Source organism: Streptomyces sp. CNX435 (assembly GCF_059570575.1).
This window is the reverse complement of the sequence record NZ_JCANTA010000033.1, coordinates 1-16,843: the sequence shown is the minus strand read 5'-3', so window position 1 is coordinate 16,843 and position 16,843 is coordinate 1. Positions and strand designations below refer to the sequence as shown.

Here is a 16,843-nt window from a genome sequence, read left to right as displayed (position 1 = left end):
CCGGCCGCCGTCACGAAAGGCCCCGCCTCCGCCATGCCTCCGATAGGCCGGACCGCCGCCGCCCGCGGCACGCGCGCGGCGCTCGCCGCCGCCGTGCTGCTGCCCCTGACCCTCGCCGGCTCGGCGACGGCGGCCTCGGCCGCCGCGCAGACCGCGCCGCAGGCCGTACCGCAGGCCGTACCGCAGACCGCGCCCGCGCAGAAGAAGCTCCCCGAAGGGCTGTACGGCACCGCGGACCCCGAGTTCGACGGCGTCTGGCGGCAGTCGCTGGCCATCCTCGCCCAGCGCGCCCAGCAACTCGTCCCGGCGCCCGCGGCGGTCGCGTTCCTCACCGGCCAGCAGTGCGCGGACGGCGGCTTCGCGGCGTACCGCCCCGACGTCGCCAAGCCCTGCGACGCGGCCACCGAGGACACCAACGCCACGGCCGCCGCGGTGCAGGCGCTGAGCGCGGCGGGCGGGGAGCGCAAGGCCGTCGACAAGGGCGTGGCCTGGCTGAAGAAGATCCAGAACGACGACGGCGGCTGGGGCTTCAACCCCGGCGGCCCCACGGACGCCAACTCCACCGCCGTCGTCGTCGGCGCCCTCGCCGCGGTCGGCGAGCGGCCGGAGCAGACGACGGCGGGCGGCGGCAGCCCGTACGACGCGCTGGCCGCGCTGCAGCTCGGCTGCGACGCGAAGAAGGCCGAGCAGGGGGCGTACGCGTACCAGCCGGAGAAGGACGGCGCGCTGTTCCCCAACGACTACGCCACCGCCGCCGCCGTCCTCGCCGGCACGGGCAACGGCCTCGGGCTCGGTCTGCGAGAGCTGAACGCGGCGGGCGACAAGGACAAGCCGGTCGAGGCGGGCGCCTGCGCCAAGGACCCGTCCCCGGCGGCGGCGTCGGAGGCGGGCACGGCGTACCTGGCACAGAAGCTCGCGGCCGGCGGCGAACACCTCCCGGCGATGACGGGCGAGGGCCCCGACCACAACGCCACCGCCGTCGCGGCCATCGCGCTGGCCGCGGGCGGCCACCGCAGCGCGGCGCGCGAGCCGTACGGCTGGCTGGAGCGCGACAAGAGCACCCTGCCCTGGACGAAGGACAACCCGGCGGCCCTGGCCACCCTGATCCTCGCCGCCGACGCGGTCGACGCCGACCCGCGCGCCTTCGATGGCGACACGGACCTGGTCGCCCGCCTCAACGCCACGGGCCCGCGGCCGACCGTGGAGAAGCACGCGACGGGCGCCATGCCGGCGGACGAGGAGTCGTCGGACGACGACGGCCCGGGCGCGGCGGTGTGGGCGCTGCTGGGCGTGGGCCTGGCGGCGGGTGCGGGGATCGGGCTGCTGGCGAGCGCCCGGAGAAAGAGGAGCGAATGAGGGGCGGGACGCGACACCGCCGGCGGCGGACGGAGCGGCCGACGACCCGCGTCGCTCCGCGCGCGACGCCGGAGGCGGCGCGGGCCGCCGCCCCCCGCCACACCGCCCCGCGGTGGCGGCGCCTTCGGCGCCACCTCGTGGCCGGGGTCGGGGGTGCCCTGCTGGTGCTCGGGGTGGCCGGGCCGGTGCAGGCCGGGCCGGCGGCGGACGGGTACCGGTACTGGTCGTTCTGGGAACGGGACGGGGACTCGTGGGTCTACGCCACGAAGGGCCCCGGGATCGCGCGGCCCGCGAACGGGGACGTGCACGGCGTGCGGTTCGCCGTCAGCGAGGAGTCCGGCGGCGGGCCCCGCCCCCGCGGGGCCGCCGGCTTCGACGCCGTCTGCGGCGACACCCGGCCCGCCGACGGCGACAAGCGCGTCGCCCTCGTCATCGACTTCGGCACCGCGGCGCACGCCCCGGACGGCCAGACCCCGCCCTCCGCTCGTACCGAGTGCGCCTCCGTCCCCGAGGACGCAACCCTCGGCGACGCCCTCGCCGCCGTCGCGGAGCCACTGCGCTACGACGCGGGCGGCCTGCTCTGCGCCATCGACGGCTACCCGCGCAGCGGCTGCGCCGAGCCGGCGTCCGGCGGCGGAGGCGGGGACGGCGATGACGGCGACGACGCGGCCCGGGAGCCGGGCGCCGAGGGCACCGACTCCGTCGCCGCCGACGAAGCCGGCGGAGCGAGCGACGACGACGGCGGCTCCGGCCCGTCCACGGGCCTCGCCGGCGGCGTCGCCATGGTCGCCGTCCTCGCCGGGCTCACCGTCTGGCAGCTGCGCCGCCGCCGGACATGACACCCCACGCCGCCGACCGCCCCGACTCCCCGCGCACCACCCGGTCGTGGGACACCCCGGCCACCGCGGAGGACCGGCGCGGCGCCCACCCGGCACGCCCGGCGCCGCAGCCCCGCCCGGCGGAGGGCACCGCGCACCGTGCCGCGGAGCCGCCCCGCGGCACGGGCGGCGCAGACGGCACCGGCGGCCCGGGCAGCCCGGCGGCGCCCGCCGCCCCCGCGGAGCCCGCCGCCCGCGCCGCCGGGAGCCCCCGGCCCCGTGCCAGCCCGGCGGACGCCCCCACCGCCACCGACCACCCGCCCCACGCCCTCGGCGGCTCCGCAGCCGCACCCCCTCGCCCCGCGGACAAGGCCCCGCCCCGCACCACCCACCTCCGCCGCGCCCTCCACCCCCTCCGCCCGCCCCTCGCCGACCGGGCCAACGCCCTGCACGCCGGCGCCTGGTGGCTCTGGGCCCTCGGGCTCGCCACCGCCGCGTCCCGCACCACCAACCCCCTCCTCCTCGCCCTCCTCGTCGCCGTCGCCGGCTACGTCGTCGCCGCCCGCCGCACCGACGCGCCCTGGGCCCGCTCGTACGCCCTCTTCCTCAAGCTCGGCCTCCTCGTCATCGCCATCCGCCTCCTCTTCGCGACCTTCCTCGGCTCGCCCATCCCGGGCACCCACGCGCTCTTCACGCTCCCCGAGGTCCCCCTCCCCGAGTGGGCGCAGGGCGTCCGCCTCGGCGGCCGGGTCACCGCCGAGCAGCTGACGTTCGCGCTCTACGACGGCATGAAGCTCGCCGCCCTCCTCATCTGCGTCGGCGCCGCCAACGCCCTCGCCAACCCCGCCCGCCTGCTGAAGTCCCTTCCCGCCGCGCTGTACGAACTCGGCGTCGCCGTCGTCGTCGCGATGACCTTCGCCCCGCACTTCGTCGCCGACGTCGCCAGGCTGCGCCGCGCCCGCCGGCTGCGCGGTCGCGACGACCGCGGGCCGCGCGCCCTGCTGCAGGTCGGCCTGCCGGTGCTGGAGGGCGCGCTGGAGCGGTCGGTGGCGCTGGCCGCCGCCATGGACGCCCGGGGCTACGGCCGTACGGCCAGCCTCCCCCGCGCCGTCCGGCTCACCACCGCCGCGCTCACCCTCGGCGGGCTCCTCGGCGTCTGCGCCGGCACGTACGGGCTGCTGGCCTCCTCCGGCGCCGGCTACGGCCTGCCCGTGCTGGCGCTCGGCGCCGCCGCCGCGGCCGGCGGGCTGTGGCTCGGCGGGCGCCGCGCGGTGCGCAGCCGCTACCGGCCCGACCGCTTCGGGCCGCGCGCGTGGCTGGTCGCCGCCTCCGGCGCCGCCGTCGGCGGCCTGATGATCTACGCCAACTCCTACGCCCCCGAGGTCCTGCACCCCACCGTCGTACCGCTGACCGCGCCCGAGTTGCCGCTGTGGCCGGCCGCATGCTGCCTGCTCGGCCTGCTGCCCGCGCTCGTCGCGCCCGTACCGCCGCGACTCCCCGGCCCCGCCGGGGACCGAACCCGCAAGGAGACCGCCCAGTGATCCGTTTCGAGGACGTGTCCGTCGTCTACGACGGCGCCGCGGAGCCCGCGATCCGGGGCGTGGACCTCACCGTGCCCGAGGGCGAACTCGCGCTGCTCGTCGGGCCTTCGGGAGTCGGCAAGTCGACACTGCTGAACGCCGTCTGCGGGCTCGTACCCCACTTCACCGGCGGCACCCTGCGCGGCCGGGTCACCGTCGACGGCCGCGACACCCGCACGCACCCGCCGCGCGAACTGGCCGACGTCGTCGGCACGGTGGGACAGGACCCGCTGGCCCACTTCGTCACGGACACCGTCGAGGACGAACTCGCCTACGGCATGGAGTCGCTCGGCCTGCCGCGCGACACGATGCGGCGGCGGGTGGAGGAGACCCTCGACCTGCTCGGCCTGACCGAGCTGCGCGACCGGCCGATCGCCTCGCTCTCCGGCGGCCAGCAGCAGCGGGTGGCGATCGGCTCGGTGCTGACGCCGCACCCGCGGGTGCTGGTCCTGGACGAGCCGACGTCGGCCCTCGATCCGGCGGCGGCCGAGGAGGTGCTGGCGGTGCTGCAGCGGCTGGTGCACGACCTGGGCACGACCGTGCTGCTGGCGGAGCACCGGCTGGAGCGGGTGGTGCAGTACGCGGACCAGGTCATCGTCCTGCCGTCCCCGGGCGCGGCGCCGGCGGCGGGGGCGCCGGCGGAGATGATGGCGGTCTCGCCCGTACGTCCGCCGGTGGTCGCGCTCGGCCGGCTGGCGGGCTGGTCACCGCTGCCGCTGACGGTACGGGACGCGCGGCGCCGCGCGGCGCCGCTGCGGGAGCGGCTGGCGGACGTGACGCCGCCGGCCCCGGGGGTGCCGCCGGCACCGGAAGGCGGCCGGGGCGGGCCGGGAACCCGGCCCCGCACGCGCCCCGCCGCCACGCCCGGCGACTCCAGGAGCGCCGGGAACCCCGGGGACCCCGGGCCGCGACCCGCCGCAGCGCCCGGCGGCGCCGGGGCGCAGTCCCGTACCCGCCCCACCGACGCGCCCGCCCCCGCCGGCCCTCCGCCCCCGCCGGCACGTTCCGACGGACAAGCCGCCGCCCGCACACCGACCGCGGACCCAGACCCCGCACCGGCCCCCGCCCGCCCCGCGGAGCAGGCCACTGCCGGCACCCCCGCACCGGCCAGGGCCCCCCTCGCCCCCCGCACCGGCCGCGCCGCCGGCCCCGCCGCCACCGCCGACCGGCTCACCGTGCGCCGCGGGCGTGCCGACGTGCTACGCGGGGTGTCCCTGTCCGTCGCCGCCGGCGAGACCGTCGCCGTCATGGGGCGCAACGGCGCCGGCAAGTCCACGCTGCTGGCCGCCTTCGTCGGCATGCACCGGCCGGCGGCCGGCTCCGTACGGCTCGGGGACCTCGCCCCGCACCGCACCCGGCCCGCCGAACTCCTGCGGCACGCCGGGCTCGTACCGCAGGATCCGCGGGATCTGCTGTACGCGGACACCGTCGCCGCGGAGTGCGCCGCCGCGGACGCCGACGCCCGGGCAGCGGCCGGCACCTGCCGGGACCTGGTCGCCGAGCTGCTGCCCGGCGTACCGGACGACGCCCACCCCCGCGACCTGTCCGAGGGCCAGCGGCTCGCCCTCGCCCTCGCCGTGATCCTCACCGCCCGCCCCCGGCTGCTGCTGCTCGACGAGCCGACCCGCGGTCTCGACTACGCCGCGAAGGCCCGGCTCGTCGGCGTGCTCCGCGAACTGGCCGCGGCGGGGCACGCCATCGTGCTGGCGACGCACGACGTGGAGCTGGCCGCCGAACTGGCGCACCGGGTGGTGATCCTGGCGGACGGCGAGGTGGTCGCCGACGGGCCGACCGCCGAGGTCGTCGTCGCGTCGCCGTCGTTCGCGCCGCAGGTGGCGAAGATCCTGAGCCCGGCGGGCGGCGGCGGCCCGGCGGGAGGGCCGGCGGCGGGTACGACATGGCTGACCGTCGCCCAGGTCCGTAGCGCCCTGGCGGCGGCATGACCGCCGAAGAGCGCGGCGGCACGCCCGCGGGCGACGGCGGCGCGCCCGGCGGCGCGTACCGGAGCGCCGACGCCGCGAACCCGGACGGCGATCGCGCCGCCACGCCGGCCACCACCGACGCAGACAACTCCCGCAAGCCGGACGTGAACCGCCCGCCCGACGACCCCGCACGCCCCACCCCCCGCCGCACGAGCGGCGCCCCCCCCGCCGCCCCCGTCCCGCTCCGCCGGCCGCAGGCCCTCCGTGCCGTCCGCCTCGGCCCCGTCTCCGCCGCCGCCCTGCTCCTGGTCTCCGCCGTCGGCGTCGCCGCCTTCGGCTGGCCGCTGCTCGCCGGACCCGACTCCGACCTCGCCCACTCCGGCGACGCCCCCTGGCTCTTCGCCGCCCTCCTCCCCCTCCTCGTCGCCGTCGTCGGCGCGACCATCGCCGACTCCGGCCTCGACGCGAAGGCCGTCGCGATGCTCGGCGTACTCGCCGCCGTGGGCGCCGCCCTGCGGCCCCTCGGCACCGGGACGGCCGGGATCGAGCCGATGTTCTTCCTCATGGTGCTCTCCGGCCGGGTGCTGGGGCCCGGCTTCGGGTTCGTGCTCGGGGCGGTGACGATGTTCGCCTCCGCCCTGCTCACGGGCGGGGTCGGGCCCTGGATGCCGTTCCAGATGCTCGCGATGGGCTGGGTCGCCATGGGCGCCGGGCTGCTGCCGGGCGCGGAGCGGCTGCGGGGGCGGCGGGAGTTGTGGCTGCTTGCCTCGTATGGAGCAATCTCCTCTGTCCTTTACGGGACGGTCATGAACCTCCAGGGGTGGCCGTATCTGAGCGGTATGTCTACGGGCGTGTCGTTCGTCGCGGGCGATCCGCTGCCGGAGAACCTCGCCCGTTTCGTCGCGTACTGCCTCGCCACATCGCTGGGTTGGGACCTGCCGCGCGCGGTGGTGACGGCGGTGTGCACGCTCACCCTCGGCCGGGCGGTGCTCGCCGCGCTGCGCCGCGCCACCCGAAAGGCGGCATTCGGTACATCAGTGACGTTCGAGGACGTGAACCGCCTGAATGGGCGTGCATCTCATAGGTGAGATAGCTTCCAAGTCATGGCAGACGACTACCTCGTGCGCATCGGCAGACTCATCCGTGACGCCCGGCAGCACCGGGGATGGTCGCAGAGTCAGCTGGCCGGAGCACTGGGCACCGGTGGGAACGCCGTCAACCGCATCGAGCGCGGCCACCAGATCATCAGCCTGGAGATGATCGCGCGCATCGGCGAGGCGCTGGACAGCGAGATCGTCGCCCTGGGCACCGCGGGCCCGATGCATCTGCGGGTCCGCGGGGGCCGTCACCTGTCCGGCGCGATCGACGTGAAGACCAGCAAGAACGCCTGCGTCGCGCTGCTCTGCGCCACCCTGCTGAACTCCGGGCGCACGGTGCTGCGCCGGGTGGCGCGGATCGAGGAGGTCTTCCGGATCCTGGAGGTACTGAACAGCGTCGGGGTGCGTACGCGCTGGATCAACGACGACGCCGACCTGGAGGTCGTACCGCCGGCCGAGCTGGACCTCGACTCCGTGGACCACGAGGCGGCGCGCCGCACCCGCAGCGTGATCATGTTCCTCGGCCCGCTGCTGCACCGCGCGGAGCACTTCAAGCTCCCGTACGCGGGCGGCTGCGACCTCGGCACCAGAACCGTGCAGCCGCACATGACCGCGCTGCGCCGCTTCGGCCTGGACGTGACGGCGACCGAGGGCGTCTACCACTGCGAGGTCGTCCCGGGCACCGCCCCCGACCGGGCCATCGTGCTGACCGAGCGCGGCGACACCGTGACCGAGAACGCGCTGCTGGCCGCCGCCCGGCACGACGGCGTGACCCTGATCCGCAACGCCAGCTCCAACTACATGGTGCAGGACCTCTGTTTCTTCCTGGAGCACCTGGGCGTACGCGTGGACGGCGTCGGCACCACCACGCTGCGCGTGCACGGCGTGCCGGAGATCGACCGGGACGTCGACTTCTCCCCCTCCGAGGACCCGGTGGAGGCCATGAGCCTGCTGGCGGCGGCGGTCGTCACGTCGTCGGAGCTGACGGTGCGGCGGGCGCCGGTGGAGTTCCTGGAGATCGAGCTGTCGGTGCTGGAGGAGATGGGCCTCGATCTCGACCGCACCCCGGAGTACACCGCCGACAACGGCCGTACCCGGCTGGTCGACCTGACCGTACGGCCGTCGAAGCTGCAGGCGCCGATCGACAAGATCCACCCGATGCCGTTCCCGGGCGTCAACATCGACAACGTGCCGTTCTTCGCGGCCATCGCCGCCTCGGCGCAGGGCTCGACCCTCATCCACGACTGGGTCTACGACAACCGCGCCATCTACCTCACCGAGCTGACCCGCCTGGGCGCCGGGGTCAAGCTGCTCGACCCGCACCGGGTGCTGGTCGAGGGCCCCACGCGGTGGCGCGAGACGGAGATGATGTGCCCGCCGGCGCTGCGGCCGGCGGTGGTGGTGCTGCTGGGGATGATGGCGGCGGAGGGCACGTCGGTGCTGCGCAACGTCTACGTCATCAACCGGGGGTACGAGTCGCTGGCGGACCGGCTCAACTCGGTGGGCGCCCGCATCGAGACGTTCCGAGACATCTGATCAGCCCTGTTTGCCGCGTTCACCGGCGCCGGCCGGCGCGGGCGAACGCGCCGGGGGTGATGCCGTAGCTCCGTACGAACCACCGGTGCAGATGGCTCTGGTCCGCGAACCCCGCCGCCGCGGCGGCCTCGGCCCCGCTCGCCCCCGCCGTCAGCCGGCGCCGGGCGTCGCGGAGCCGGAGGAGGCGCTGCAGGTCGCTGGGCGACATCCCGTACTCCGCCCGGAACGCCCGGTACAGCGCGTACCGGCTGCAGCCGGCCGCCGCCGCCAGCTCCGCCGCCGGGACCTCCTCGGCGAACCGCTCCGCCAGCACCGCCCGCGCCCGCCGCGCGGCACCGGCCTGCGGGCCGCCGGGGCGCAGCGCGCGCTCCCGCGGCGGGGCCGTCGACGCGCGGTGGACCATGGCCGTCACCGCGGCGGTCAGCCGCTCGTCGCGCACCAGCGGGCCGGCCCCGTCCGTGAGCGCGGCGTGCAGCCGCAGCAGGGCGCGCCACAGCGGCGGGTCGCGGTGCACGGGCTCGGCGAAGAGGGGGAGGGCGGCGGCGGCGCCCTCCGGCCTGCCGGCGTCCGCGAGGACGTCCCGTACGACGTCGGGGCCGATGTGCACCATCCGGTACGTGAAGCCCAGCTCGGTCGCCGCCTCTCCGTCGTGCGGGTCGTCCGGGTTGAAGGCCATGACGAGGCCGGCGGCGGAGGTGTGCGAGCCGCCGCGGCAGACGAAGCGCTGGGCGCCGGTCTCGGTGAGGCCGAAGGAGTAGGCGTCGTGGCTGTGGCGGTGGAAGACGTGCTCCTCGAAGTGGGCGCGCATCGCCTCCACCGGCCGCTGCGCGTCCCGCCAGTACGAGACCCAGTCGCTCACGCTGTCCATGGTGCCGCACGGCCGTGCCGCACGAGCGTTCAAGACCGGGACGGCCGGGTCGGGGCACGCTGGCGGCATGCGCTTCGAGACCAAGATCGCCGTGGTCGTACGGCACGACCTGGCCGCCTGGCAGCGGCTGAACGTCACCGCCTTCCTGTGCAGCGGCGTCGCCCACGCCGCCGACGACATCATGGGCAAGCCGTACGAGGACGCCTCCGGCAACACGTACCTGCCGATGTTCCGCGAGCCCGTCCTCGTCTTCGCCGCCGACGCCGCCGGCCTGACCCGTACCCACATCCGGGCCCTGTCCCGCGGCCTGGCCACCGCCGTCTACACAGACGAGTTGTTCGCCACCGGCAACGACGACGACAACCGCGCCGCCGTCCGCGACGTCGCCGCCGCCGACCTCAGCCTCGCGGGCCTCGCGCTCTACGGCCCGCGGAACGCGGTGGACCGTACGGTCAAGGGCCTGAGCCTGCACACCTAGGGCCTGGACCTAAGGCCGACGCCTCACAGCTCTCCCCAGCCCGACCGGGAGCCGTGGTCGCGGCTCGTGATGGCGAAGCCGCGGCTTACGGCCCACTGCTCGGCCGCGTACCTGAGCCGCTGCGAACCGCAGTTGAGGTACTCCTCGGCGATGCCCTGGTCCCCTCTGCGCCCCAGCGCCGTCTCCAGCACGGGCAGGGAGTCCTCGCGGCCGAGCCGGATGGCGGTCACCAGAAGCGCCCGCAGCGGCCCCCCGTCCACCGTCCGGTCGAGCACGTTGATCAACGCCACGGGGAAGACGGGGGCGGGGTGGTACCGGCGCAGCTCGGGGGCCAGCTTCCCGGCCCGGCTCCGCGCGTCGTCGTCGTCCCGGCCGTAGAGGTCGACCAGCTCCTCGATCCGTAACTCCGTCTCGGCCACCGTGGCGAGCTGCCGCGGCAGCAGCCTGTCATTGTTGAACATCCCCTCGCCCGCGCCGAGGGCGAGCAGCGTCTCCACGAGTTCGTCGTCGCCCGCGTAGTAGGCGTAGTGCAGCGCCGTGTCCCCCCGATCGTCGGAGATGCCGAGGCTGTAGCCCTTGCCCGCCAGGGCGCGCACCTCCGCGGGATCGCCGCGCAGTACGGCCCCGAGGAACGTCTTCCGGCGCCGGCGCCGGCGAAGCCGGGAGCAGGCGAGGATGACACACGCCACGAGTGCGATCAGCAGACCCAGCACATTCCCTCCACTTCTCCACGGTCGGAAGCGGACCACAGTGTCGCCCGCCCGCCCCGGGACCGCTCCCCGGCACGGCGCCCGTCCGCGCGGGGCGGCCGGGCGCGGTGCCGGGTCAGCGTCGGGTGATCAGCGGCTCCCACTCCCGAGGACCGTCGTCGTACCGGTAGCCAGTGAGCGGGACCTTGTTACGCCCCGCAGGGTCGGTCAGGACCAGCCGCTCGCCCGTGCCCTGCGTGCAGACCCGGTCCGACGCGCAGTCCCAGCGCACCAGGTGCCCGATGTCGGCCCACGCGAGCGTCATGCTCCCGGTCGACCCGGGGACCGTCCGGTGGGTCCGTGCGTCCTTCACGGTCGCCGTCCAGCCGTCGCCGACCGTGTAGTAGCGGCCGTCCGGTGACGGGCCGGCGGGCGACTGGTCCAGGCCCTCGTACGGGGGGGCCTTCTCTTGCGCCCGCCCTTCCAGGTCGTACCAGGTCTCGATATCGCCGCCCGGCGCTCCCAGAACCATCAGCAACGTACCGTCACGGCTCCACCGCACGTCCCTGCGGCCGACCCCGACGGCCCCGTTGTCGACGCCCATCGGACGGTATTCCTCCTGACCCGAGTCGACGTCAACCAGGTAATAGCCGGTCCTCGCATGGGACGTATACCGATCGCGGTCGCTGGTCTCGACATCCGGGTATCCGCGGTACGCGGTCACCACCAGCCGCTTCCCGTCCGGCGACCACTGCACCCCGCCCGCCTCGTGCTGCAGCGGGATCCACTTCGTCACCTTCCCGGTGTCCAGATCGAGGATCCCGACCCGGGACGCGGGCAGTGTCTTCTCCAACACGGCCGCCCGCCGCATCCCGGGGGCGACGTCCAGCCAGCCCCAACGCGTCTTCTCGTACTGCCGCGTCCCGGGGTCGTACAAATACCAGGTGTAAGCCGTCCGCTCGACCCCGTCCTGCTCCTCGGTGCGCAGGTCCGCCCGGTACGCGGACACCGCGACGTCCCCGGCGGCGACCAGATGGCGCGGCGGGGACTCGCGCGGGTACGCGGACACGTCGTTGTTGATCATTCCCCCCGGCTCGGAGCGGCCCGCCTGGTCGATCTCCGCCAGCACCGGCACCGCCACTCCGCCCGCCAGCAGCGCGAAGGCGGCGGCCGTCGTCACCGTCACCGCGGTCACCCGGCGCCGACGGCGCCGCAGCAAAGCCCGGCCCGCCAGGTCCGGGCTGGGCGGGTGCGGCGTCTCCTCGGCCCATTCGCGCAGGGTGTCCTCCAACAGCCGGTCAGCATTCATTTCCATGCTCCCGAGGGTGAGTTGCCGAATTCGGGGCCGCGGGAGGCGGCGCCGGGGTCCAGCTCCGGCACCAGCTTGCGCAGTTTGGCCAGTGCCCGGTGCGTCGTGCTGCGGACCGTGCCCACCGAGCAGCCGAGCAGCTCGGCCACCTCCCTTTCGGGGGAATCCTCGAAGTAGCGCAGCACCAGCATGGCGCGCTGGTGTGCCGTCAGCTGGGCCAGCGCCCGGCGCACCTGGATCCTCAGCTCGGCGGCATCGGCAGGGTCCTCGCGCGCGGCATCGGGGAGTTCGGCGACCGTGGTCTCGCGGCGCGTGCGCAGCAGCCGCCACAGGCTCACCTGCTGCCGGTAGAGCACCTGCCGCAGATACGCCTCGGGACTCTCCAACCTGCCCCAGCGCGCCGCCGCCTTCGCCAGCGCGGTCTGCAGCAGGTCCTCGGCGGCATGGATGTCGCCGCCGGTCAAGAGGGTCGCCGTGCGCATCAGCGCGGGCGAGCGCGCCGCGACGAACTCGCGGAAGCGGCGCTCTTCCTCATCAGTCATGGTTCCCCGTGTTCGGTTGTCTTCGGCTCGTGGTCGTCTGTCACCTCCTTGGACGTGAGCAGGGCCGCTCAGCTATGCCGGGTCCGTCAAAAAAGTTCGAGCCGGACGGTCCTTCCGCCCGGACCTTGGTGGCGACCACCTCGTCGAGGCACGTTCTCCACTCGCGAGGATCCCTTCCGGCGGACACTTCCCGCACCCGTGCCCAAGATGCACGTTCCCCACCCGTGGGGGTCTACCGATCGGCGCTGATGACCGTGTCCGGGGCGGGAGGCCAAGCCGAGATCGAACAGGCCCAGGCCACCGGCCGGTGGACAGCACCTCAGCCGGACAAGGCCCCTGCGGATACGGCGACGCCCCGGCGTAGCGGCACGCCACAGCGCTTCACGGTAGGCCACTCGCAGAAATGGGGCCAAGACGGGTTCTGGGCGTTGCTGGCAAGTTCCGGCAAACTTCTTCCACCGCACGGGTGTTGGCGGGCAAGCTCTGGCATACGGAGCGACGCCTACACCGGAGGTGGACATCGTGACGCTGCGCAAGCTGGGCAAGGACCCCGACAGTCCGAGCGGCGGTTCTCCCACGATCTATATGGACGACGAGAAGGACACCTACCTCGTCCAGGGATGGAAAGTGGAGGACGGGGAACGCCGCGAGCAGATGGACATCCCCGGCCACGAGGACGTCATCGAGATTCCGCGCCGCCTGGTCCAGTTCTTCTTGGAGGTACAGAGTGACAAGGGTTCCGACGTTCGAGGAGCTGTTCCAGAGCAGCCGTGAGACTGCGGTGCACCTGGAGATGCGGGACGCCTACATGAAGTCGGACCCGGCGTATGTCGACTGGGAGGAGGGTATCCCGCTCGATCCCGCAAAGCGCTGGTCAGACTGGCACGCGCTCGTCTCCGAAGCCGTTGGACGCGGCGTGACGGTCCGACGCGCCCGCATCGTTTCCGAGCCAGTCAGCACGTACATCCGCTTCGAGCACGAGGTCACCGACGGCTTGAACATCGCCGCCGGCGAGGACGTCCGCTGGCTGCCCCGAAGGAACGCCGCAGTCATCGCCCTGCCCGCCAACGACTTCTGGCTGTTCGACAGGTCGCTGCTCCTGGTGAACCACTTCGACGGCGAGGGCGAGATGCTCGCCTCCACCGTGAGCGAAGACTCTCAAGAGATCAAGCTCTGTGCGGACGCCTTCGAGGCAGTCTGGGAACGCGGCATCGCGCACGCCGAGTACCAGCCAGCCTGATACGCCAGAGAAGAGCACCTCACCGCAATGCCTTCCCCCTCCTCCAGCGTTCAGGAGGCCCGCAAGGCCCTCGGCCAGCGCCTGCGTGAGATCCGGAAAGACTCCGGACTGACCGCGCGAGCGCTGGCTGAGCGTGCGGGCTGGCACGAATCCAAGTGCTCCCGATTCGAGAGCGGCGCGCGCAGCCCGTCAGAAGCAGACCTTCGCGCATGGGCAGATCACTGCGGCGTGCCGCACCTTGCCGACGAGCTCATCACCACGGTTCGGGGCATCGACGGTATGTACGTCGAGTGGCGTCGCATGGAGCGCTCCGGCCTCCGCAAGGCACAGGAATCCGTGGTCCCCCTGTGGGAACGCACCCGACGCTTCCGGATTTACTCATCGTGGCTGATCCCTGGACCCGTTCAGACTGCACCGTACGTGAACGCGCTGCTCACTTCGATCCGTAACCGGCGCGGACTCATCGACGACGTGGCGGAGGCTGTCCGCGTCCGTATGTCCAAGCAGCACGTCGTGCACGAAGGGCACCACAGCTTTGCGATCCTGCTGGAGGAGGCCGCTCTGCGCTACCGCATCGGTGGAGCGGAGGTCATGGCCGGCCAGCTCGGACACCTCCTCGCCTCAGCCGCGCTGCCCTCCGTGTCTCTCGGAATCATCCCGCTCACTGCTGATCGCTCGGACATCTGGCCCGTCGAGGGCTTCTTCCTCTACGACACCGACGAGGTCAACGTCGAGCTTGTCTCTGCCCACTTGGCCGTCACCCAGACCCACGAGATCGAGCTCTACTCGAAGACGTTCGCTCAACTTGCCGAACTCGCCGTGTACGGAGCCGAGGCCCGCCAACTGGTTACGGATGCGATCGACGCGCTCGGGTGACCTCCTGGCAAGTTCTGGCACACTCCTGGAGCCCCTGAGCACCCCGCTCCTACCTTGATTCGCATGGCGGACAAGGCAACGGACGTCTGCAACGAGTGCCGGCGTCTCACAGACGAAGAGCGGGCAGCGGTCGCGCGCCGCGACTGGAGCCGTCAGAGCGACGTGCACGTGTTCCAGCGCAGGCACGCGAAGTCGTACCCGGCGAGAGCGGGGGTGGAGGAATGACACCCGGGCGATCGCCTTACAGATCGGCGAGATCGTCTACGACGAGAGGGCCGACCGTATCGGCCGCCTCATGGCCTACGAGGGCAGCCAGGCGTACCTGCGCCTCGTCAGGGGCGGCGTCGAGTGGACGACGCTTCCGGAGGACCTGCGCCCGCCACTGCGTCAGACAGCTTGTCTCCTCGCATCGCCGAGCTGAACCGGCGGGCGTCGGCATGAGCCCGCGCGCCGTGTACCGGTTCGTCGAGTACAGCAACACGCACGCTCCCGAGAACGGTCTGATCGCCGAGATCACGTGCGCAACGTACGGCTGCTGAGCCGGTTCCGGTCCTCTGGACAACGCCAACGAGGCCCAGGACTGGGCCCTGAGCCACCGAGCCAGTCACCCTGCGCACGACCTTTTCCGCCGGGTCTACACCGATCACGCCAGGGTCCGGCCTCATGAGACTCCCGCCCCGATCGACCGATCCACGGCAAGGAAGAAGTCGACCGAAGCGGACGAGCAAGTACACCACGGCGCGGAGACCGGATTTCCGCACAGCGCACCTGCGTAGGAGGAGCATCGCATGGACAAGCAGGGTCTCTACAGCCTTCCGACCGACGGGGCCGAATTCACGCGGTTCTGTGGCGGCAACCTCCAGAGCGAGCACGAGTCGTGCGTCGACGTGGCCGAGCTCCCCGGCACGACCGAAGCGTTCGCCATCCGCGACTCCAAGCCCGAGGGCGCCGGCCGCGAACTGCGCTTCACCGCCGACGAGATGGACACCTTCGCTCTCGGCTGGGCCAAGAAGCGGGGTCTCACGCTGTAGCCGAACATCCCCTCACGCATTCAGAACGATGACGGGCCGCCCTGCGTTGGTGGGGCGGCCCCACTCCCCTAGGAGTCTCAATGACGAAGTCAAGCCGCTTGCTGCGTGACGGGCGGGGCGGGGGTGAAGAGTCGTCCGTCGCGCAGGAGGGCCCACAGGACACCAGCTCGTCGGCGGGCCAGGGCGATGACGGCCTGGACGTGCTTGCAGCCCTCGGCGCGCTTCTTGAGGTAGAAGTCCCTGTTCGGCCCGTCGCGGATGATGCTGGTCTGCGCGGACATGTAGAACACTCTGCGCAGGCGGCGGCTGTAGCGCTTGGGCCGGTGAAGGTTGCCGGTGCGGCGGCCGGAGTCGCGCGGTACGGGCACCAGTCCGGCTGCCGAGGCCAGATGGCCGGCGTCCTGGTAAGCGGCCAGGTCGCCGGCGGCGACGACGAACTCGGCGCCGAGGATGGGGCCCATGCCGGGCAGCGACTCGATGATCTCCGCCTGGGGATGGCTGCGGAATGTCTCGCGGATCTGCCGGTCGATCCGCTTGAGCCGGTCGTCCAGGGCCAGGATCTGCGTCGCCAGGTCGGCGACGATCTGCGCGGCGACGTCCTCTCCGGGCAGTGCGGTCTGCTGGGCCTGGGCGGCCTCCAGTGCGGTGACCGCGACGGTGTCAGCGCTGCGGACGCTCCGGTTGGCCAGCCAGGCGGTCAGCCTGGCCCGGCCGCGGCGGCGGATCGCCGCCGGGGTCTGGTAGCCGGTCAGCAGCACCAGCGCGCCCTTGTGTGCCGAGTAGTCGAAGGCCCGCTCCAGGGCGGGGAAAATGCCGGTCAGCACGTCCCGGAGCCGGTTGATCATCCGCACCCGGTCGGCCACCAGGTCCGAGCGGTGCGCGGTCAGCAGCGCGAGGTCGGCGGCGAGCTGGGCGGGCACGTCGATGACAGCGAAGTCCCGGCGGTGGCGGGCGGTCTCGGCGATGACGTAGGCGTCCCGGGCGTCGGTCTTGGCCTCGCCCCGGTAGGCCCCGGACATGCGGTTGACCGTGCGGCCGGGCACGTAGACGACTTGCTGGCCATGGGCCGCGAGCAGGGCCAGCAGCAGCGCGGAGGACGTGCCGGAGATGTCCACCGCCCAGCGGACCTCGTCCGCCAGCTCCAGGATCTCGCCGAGCGCGGTCAGGATCGCCGACTCGTCGTTGTCGATCTTCTTCGACCACAGGGTCGCGCCGGTCTCGTCGACCACCGTCGCCCAGTGATGCCCCTTGCCCGCATCAATCCCGGCCCAGACCCGGGCCCGCCGCTGAGGCACTCGCCCCTCCTCGTTTCGCACAGCATGCCGTCGGCCCGAGGAACACCCCGCCGTCATCTCCGTAAACAGCGACCGCACAAGGCGCGCACATCTCAATCAGCAGCCAGGGCGCCCCGGAGAGCCGGACGGCCACTCCCAGGAAGCCACTGAAGGCAAGGACACATAAGCCACATCCGGCCCTCCCGGGCCACCCAATAACTTACGGA

At 73.5% G+C, this 16,843-nt stretch carries 18 protein-coding genes; 13 read left to right on the top strand and 5 right to left on the bottom strand.

What is annotated here, in order from left to right:
• Positions 1-33 precede the first annotated feature (33 nt).
• From T328_RS33235 to T328_RS33210, 6 genes are all read left to right on the top strand, one after another.
• Entirely contained in the window at positions 34-1,356 is a 1,323-nt protein-coding gene (locus tag T328_RS33235) for an SCO2321 family membrane protein (protein ID WP_496499970.1), read from the top strand.
• Positions 1,353-2,195, top strand: coding sequence for an SCO2322 family protein (locus T328_RS33230; protein WP_496499969.1), 843 nt, complete (start codon positions 1,353-1,355; stop codon positions 2,193-2,195). The genes T328_RS33235 and T328_RS33230 overlap by 4 nt, the downstream gene beginning before the upstream one ends.
• Positions 2,196-2,620: 425 nt before the next feature.
• Positions 2,621-3,715 (top strand): CbiQ family ECF transporter T component, encoded by a 1,095-nt coding sequence (locus T328_RS33225; protein WP_496500011.1) that lies wholly within the window; start codon positions 2,621-2,623, stop codon positions 3,713-3,715.
• Positions 3,712-5,697, top strand: coding sequence for an ABC transporter ATP-binding protein (locus tag T328_RS33220; protein WP_496499968.1), 1,986 nt, complete (start codon positions 3,712-3,714; stop codon positions 5,695-5,697). The genes T328_RS33225 and T328_RS33220 overlap by 4 nt, the downstream gene beginning before the upstream one ends.
• Positions 5,694-6,764, top strand: a complete 1,071-nt coding sequence (locus T328_RS33215) for an ECF transporter S component (protein ID WP_496499967.1) — start codon at positions 5,694-5,696, stop codon at positions 6,762-6,764. Before T328_RS33220 ends, T328_RS33215 begins: the two co-directional genes overlap by 4 nt.
• A 15-nt stretch (positions 6,765-6,779) precedes the next feature.
• The gene (locus T328_RS33210) at positions 6,780-8,309 is read left to right on the top strand and encodes a UDP-N-acetylglucosamine 1-carboxyvinyltransferase (protein WP_496499966.1); all 1,530 of its coding nucleotides are present in this window, start codon (positions 6,780-6,782) and stop codon (positions 8,307-8,309) included.
• A gap of 19 nt (positions 8,310-8,328) precedes the next feature.
• Here the strand turns inward: T328_RS33210 and T328_RS33205 are convergent, their stop codons facing one another.
• A complete protein-coding gene (locus T328_RS33205; RefSeq protein WP_496499965.1) occupies positions 8,329-9,177 on the bottom strand; it encodes an AraC family ligand binding domain-containing protein in 849 nt (282 codons plus the stop codon).
• Between the two features lie 67 nt (positions 9,178-9,244).
• On the opposite strand from T328_RS33205, the gene T328_RS33200 reads away from it, so the two are divergent.
• Entirely contained in the window at positions 9,245-9,655 is a 411-nt protein-coding gene (locus T328_RS33200) for a DUF2000 family protein (RefSeq protein ID WP_496499964.1), read from the top strand.
• 23 nt (positions 9,656-9,678) lie between these two features.
• On the opposite strand, the gene T328_RS33195 is transcribed toward T328_RS33200, so the two are convergent.
• The 3 genes from T328_RS33195 to T328_RS33185 form a co-directional block, all read right to left on the bottom strand.
• Positions 9,679-10,368, bottom strand: a complete 690-nt coding sequence (locus T328_RS33195; RefSeq protein WP_496499963.1) for an ankyrin repeat domain-containing protein — start codon at positions 10,366-10,368, stop codon at positions 9,679-9,681.
• A gap of 112 nt (positions 10,369-10,480) precedes the next feature.
• Positions 10,481-11,659: a TolB family protein gene (locus tag T328_RS33190; RefSeq protein ID WP_496499962.1), complete on the bottom strand. Its 1,179-nt coding sequence runs from the start codon at positions 11,657-11,659 to the stop codon at positions 10,481-10,483.
• Positions 11,650-12,195 (bottom strand): SigE family RNA polymerase sigma factor, encoded by a 546-nt coding sequence (locus T328_RS33185; protein ID WP_496499961.1) that lies wholly within the window; start codon positions 12,193-12,195, stop codon positions 11,650-11,652. Before T328_RS33185 ends, T328_RS33190 begins: the two co-directional genes overlap by 10 nt.
• 522 nt (positions 12,196-12,717) lie before the next feature.
• Here T328_RS33185 and T328_RS33180 point away from each other — a divergent pair.
• From T328_RS33180 to T328_RS33155, 6 genes are all read left to right on the top strand, one after another.
• Positions 12,718-12,969 (top strand): hypothetical protein, encoded by a 252-nt coding sequence (locus tag T328_RS33180; protein WP_496499960.1) that lies wholly within the window; start codon positions 12,718-12,720, stop codon positions 12,967-12,969.
• Complete coding sequence (locus T328_RS33175) at positions 12,923-13,435, top strand: DUF6879 family protein (protein ID WP_496499959.1); 513 nt, start codon at positions 12,923-12,925, stop codon at positions 13,433-13,435. Before T328_RS33180 ends, T328_RS33175 begins: the two co-directional genes overlap by 47 nt.
• A 27-nt stretch (positions 13,436-13,462) precedes the next feature.
• Positions 13,463-14,311: a helix-turn-helix domain-containing protein gene (locus T328_RS33170; protein ID WP_496499958.1), complete on the top strand. Its 849-nt coding sequence runs from the start codon at positions 13,463-13,465 to the stop codon at positions 14,309-14,311.
• Positions 14,312-14,374: 63 nt separating this feature from the next.
• Complete coding sequence (locus T328_RS33165) at positions 14,375-14,536, top strand: hypothetical protein (RefSeq protein ID WP_496499957.1); 162 nt, start codon at positions 14,375-14,377, stop codon at positions 14,534-14,536.
• A gap of 329 nt (positions 14,537-14,865) precedes the next feature.
• The gene (locus T328_RS33160) at positions 14,866-15,087 is read left to right on the top strand and encodes a DUF7848 domain-containing protein (protein WP_496500010.1); all 222 of its coding nucleotides are present in this window, start codon (positions 14,866-14,868) and stop codon (positions 15,085-15,087) included.
• A 12-nt stretch (positions 15,088-15,099) separates the two neighbouring features.
• Positions 15,100-15,342 carry a DUF397 domain-containing protein gene (locus T328_RS33155; protein WP_496499956.1) on the top strand — a complete coding sequence of 81 codons (243 nt, stop codon included), beginning with the start codon at positions 15,100-15,102 and terminating at the stop codon, positions 15,340-15,342.
• A gap of 89 nt (positions 15,343-15,431) precedes the next feature.
• On the opposite strand, the gene T328_RS33150 is transcribed toward T328_RS33155, so the two are convergent.
• Positions 15,432-16,637 (bottom strand): IS110 family RNA-guided transposase, encoded by a 1,206-nt coding sequence (locus T328_RS33150; RefSeq protein WP_496494277.1) that lies wholly within the window; start codon positions 16,635-16,637, stop codon positions 15,432-15,434.
• Positions 16,638-16,843: the final 206 nt, after the last annotated feature.

What these genes read in the sequence shown, in the direction of transcription:
- T328_RS33235 (WP_496499970.1), top strand. Translation starts at nt 34, where the DNA reads ATGCCTCCGATAGGCCGGACCGCCGCCGCCCGCGGCACGCGCGCGGCG.
- T328_RS33230 (WP_496499969.1), top strand. Translation starts at nt 1,353, where the DNA reads ATGAGGGGCGGGACGCGACACCGCCGGCGGCGGACGGAGCGGCCGACG.
- T328_RS33215 (WP_496499967.1), top strand. Translation starts at nt 5,694, where the DNA reads ATGACCGCCGAAGAGCGCGGCGGCACGCCCGCGGGCGACGGCGGCGCG.
- T328_RS33210 (WP_496499966.1), top strand. Translation starts at nt 6,780, where the DNA reads ATGGCAGACGACTACCTCGTGCGCATCGGCAGACTCATCCGTGACGCC.
- T328_RS33205 (WP_496499965.1), bottom strand. Translation starts at nt 9,177, where the DNA reads ATGGACAGCGTGAGCGACTGGGTCTCGTACTGGCGGGACGCGCAGCGG.
- T328_RS33200 (WP_496499964.1), top strand. Translation starts at nt 9,245, where the DNA reads ATGCGCTTCGAGACCAAGATCGCCGTGGTCGTACGGCACGACCTGGCC.
- T328_RS33190 (WP_496499962.1), bottom strand. Translation starts at nt 11,659, where the DNA reads ATGGAAATGAATGCTGACCGGCTGTTGGAGGACACCCTGCGCGAATGG.
- T328_RS33185 (WP_496499961.1), bottom strand. Translation starts at nt 12,195, where the DNA reads ATGACTGATGAGGAAGAGCGCCGCTTCCGCGAGTTCGTCGCGGCGCGC.
- T328_RS33170 (WP_496499958.1), top strand. Translation starts at nt 13,463, where the DNA reads ATGCCTTCCCCCTCCTCCAGCGTTCAGGAGGCCCGCAAGGCCCTCGGC.
- T328_RS33165 (WP_496499957.1), top strand. Translation starts at nt 14,375, where the DNA reads ATGGCGGACAAGGCAACGGACGTCTGCAACGAGTGCCGGCGTCTCACA.
- T328_RS33155 (WP_496499956.1), top strand. Translation starts at nt 15,100, where the DNA reads ATGGACAAGCAGGGTCTCTACAGCCTTCCGACCGACGGGGCCGAATTC.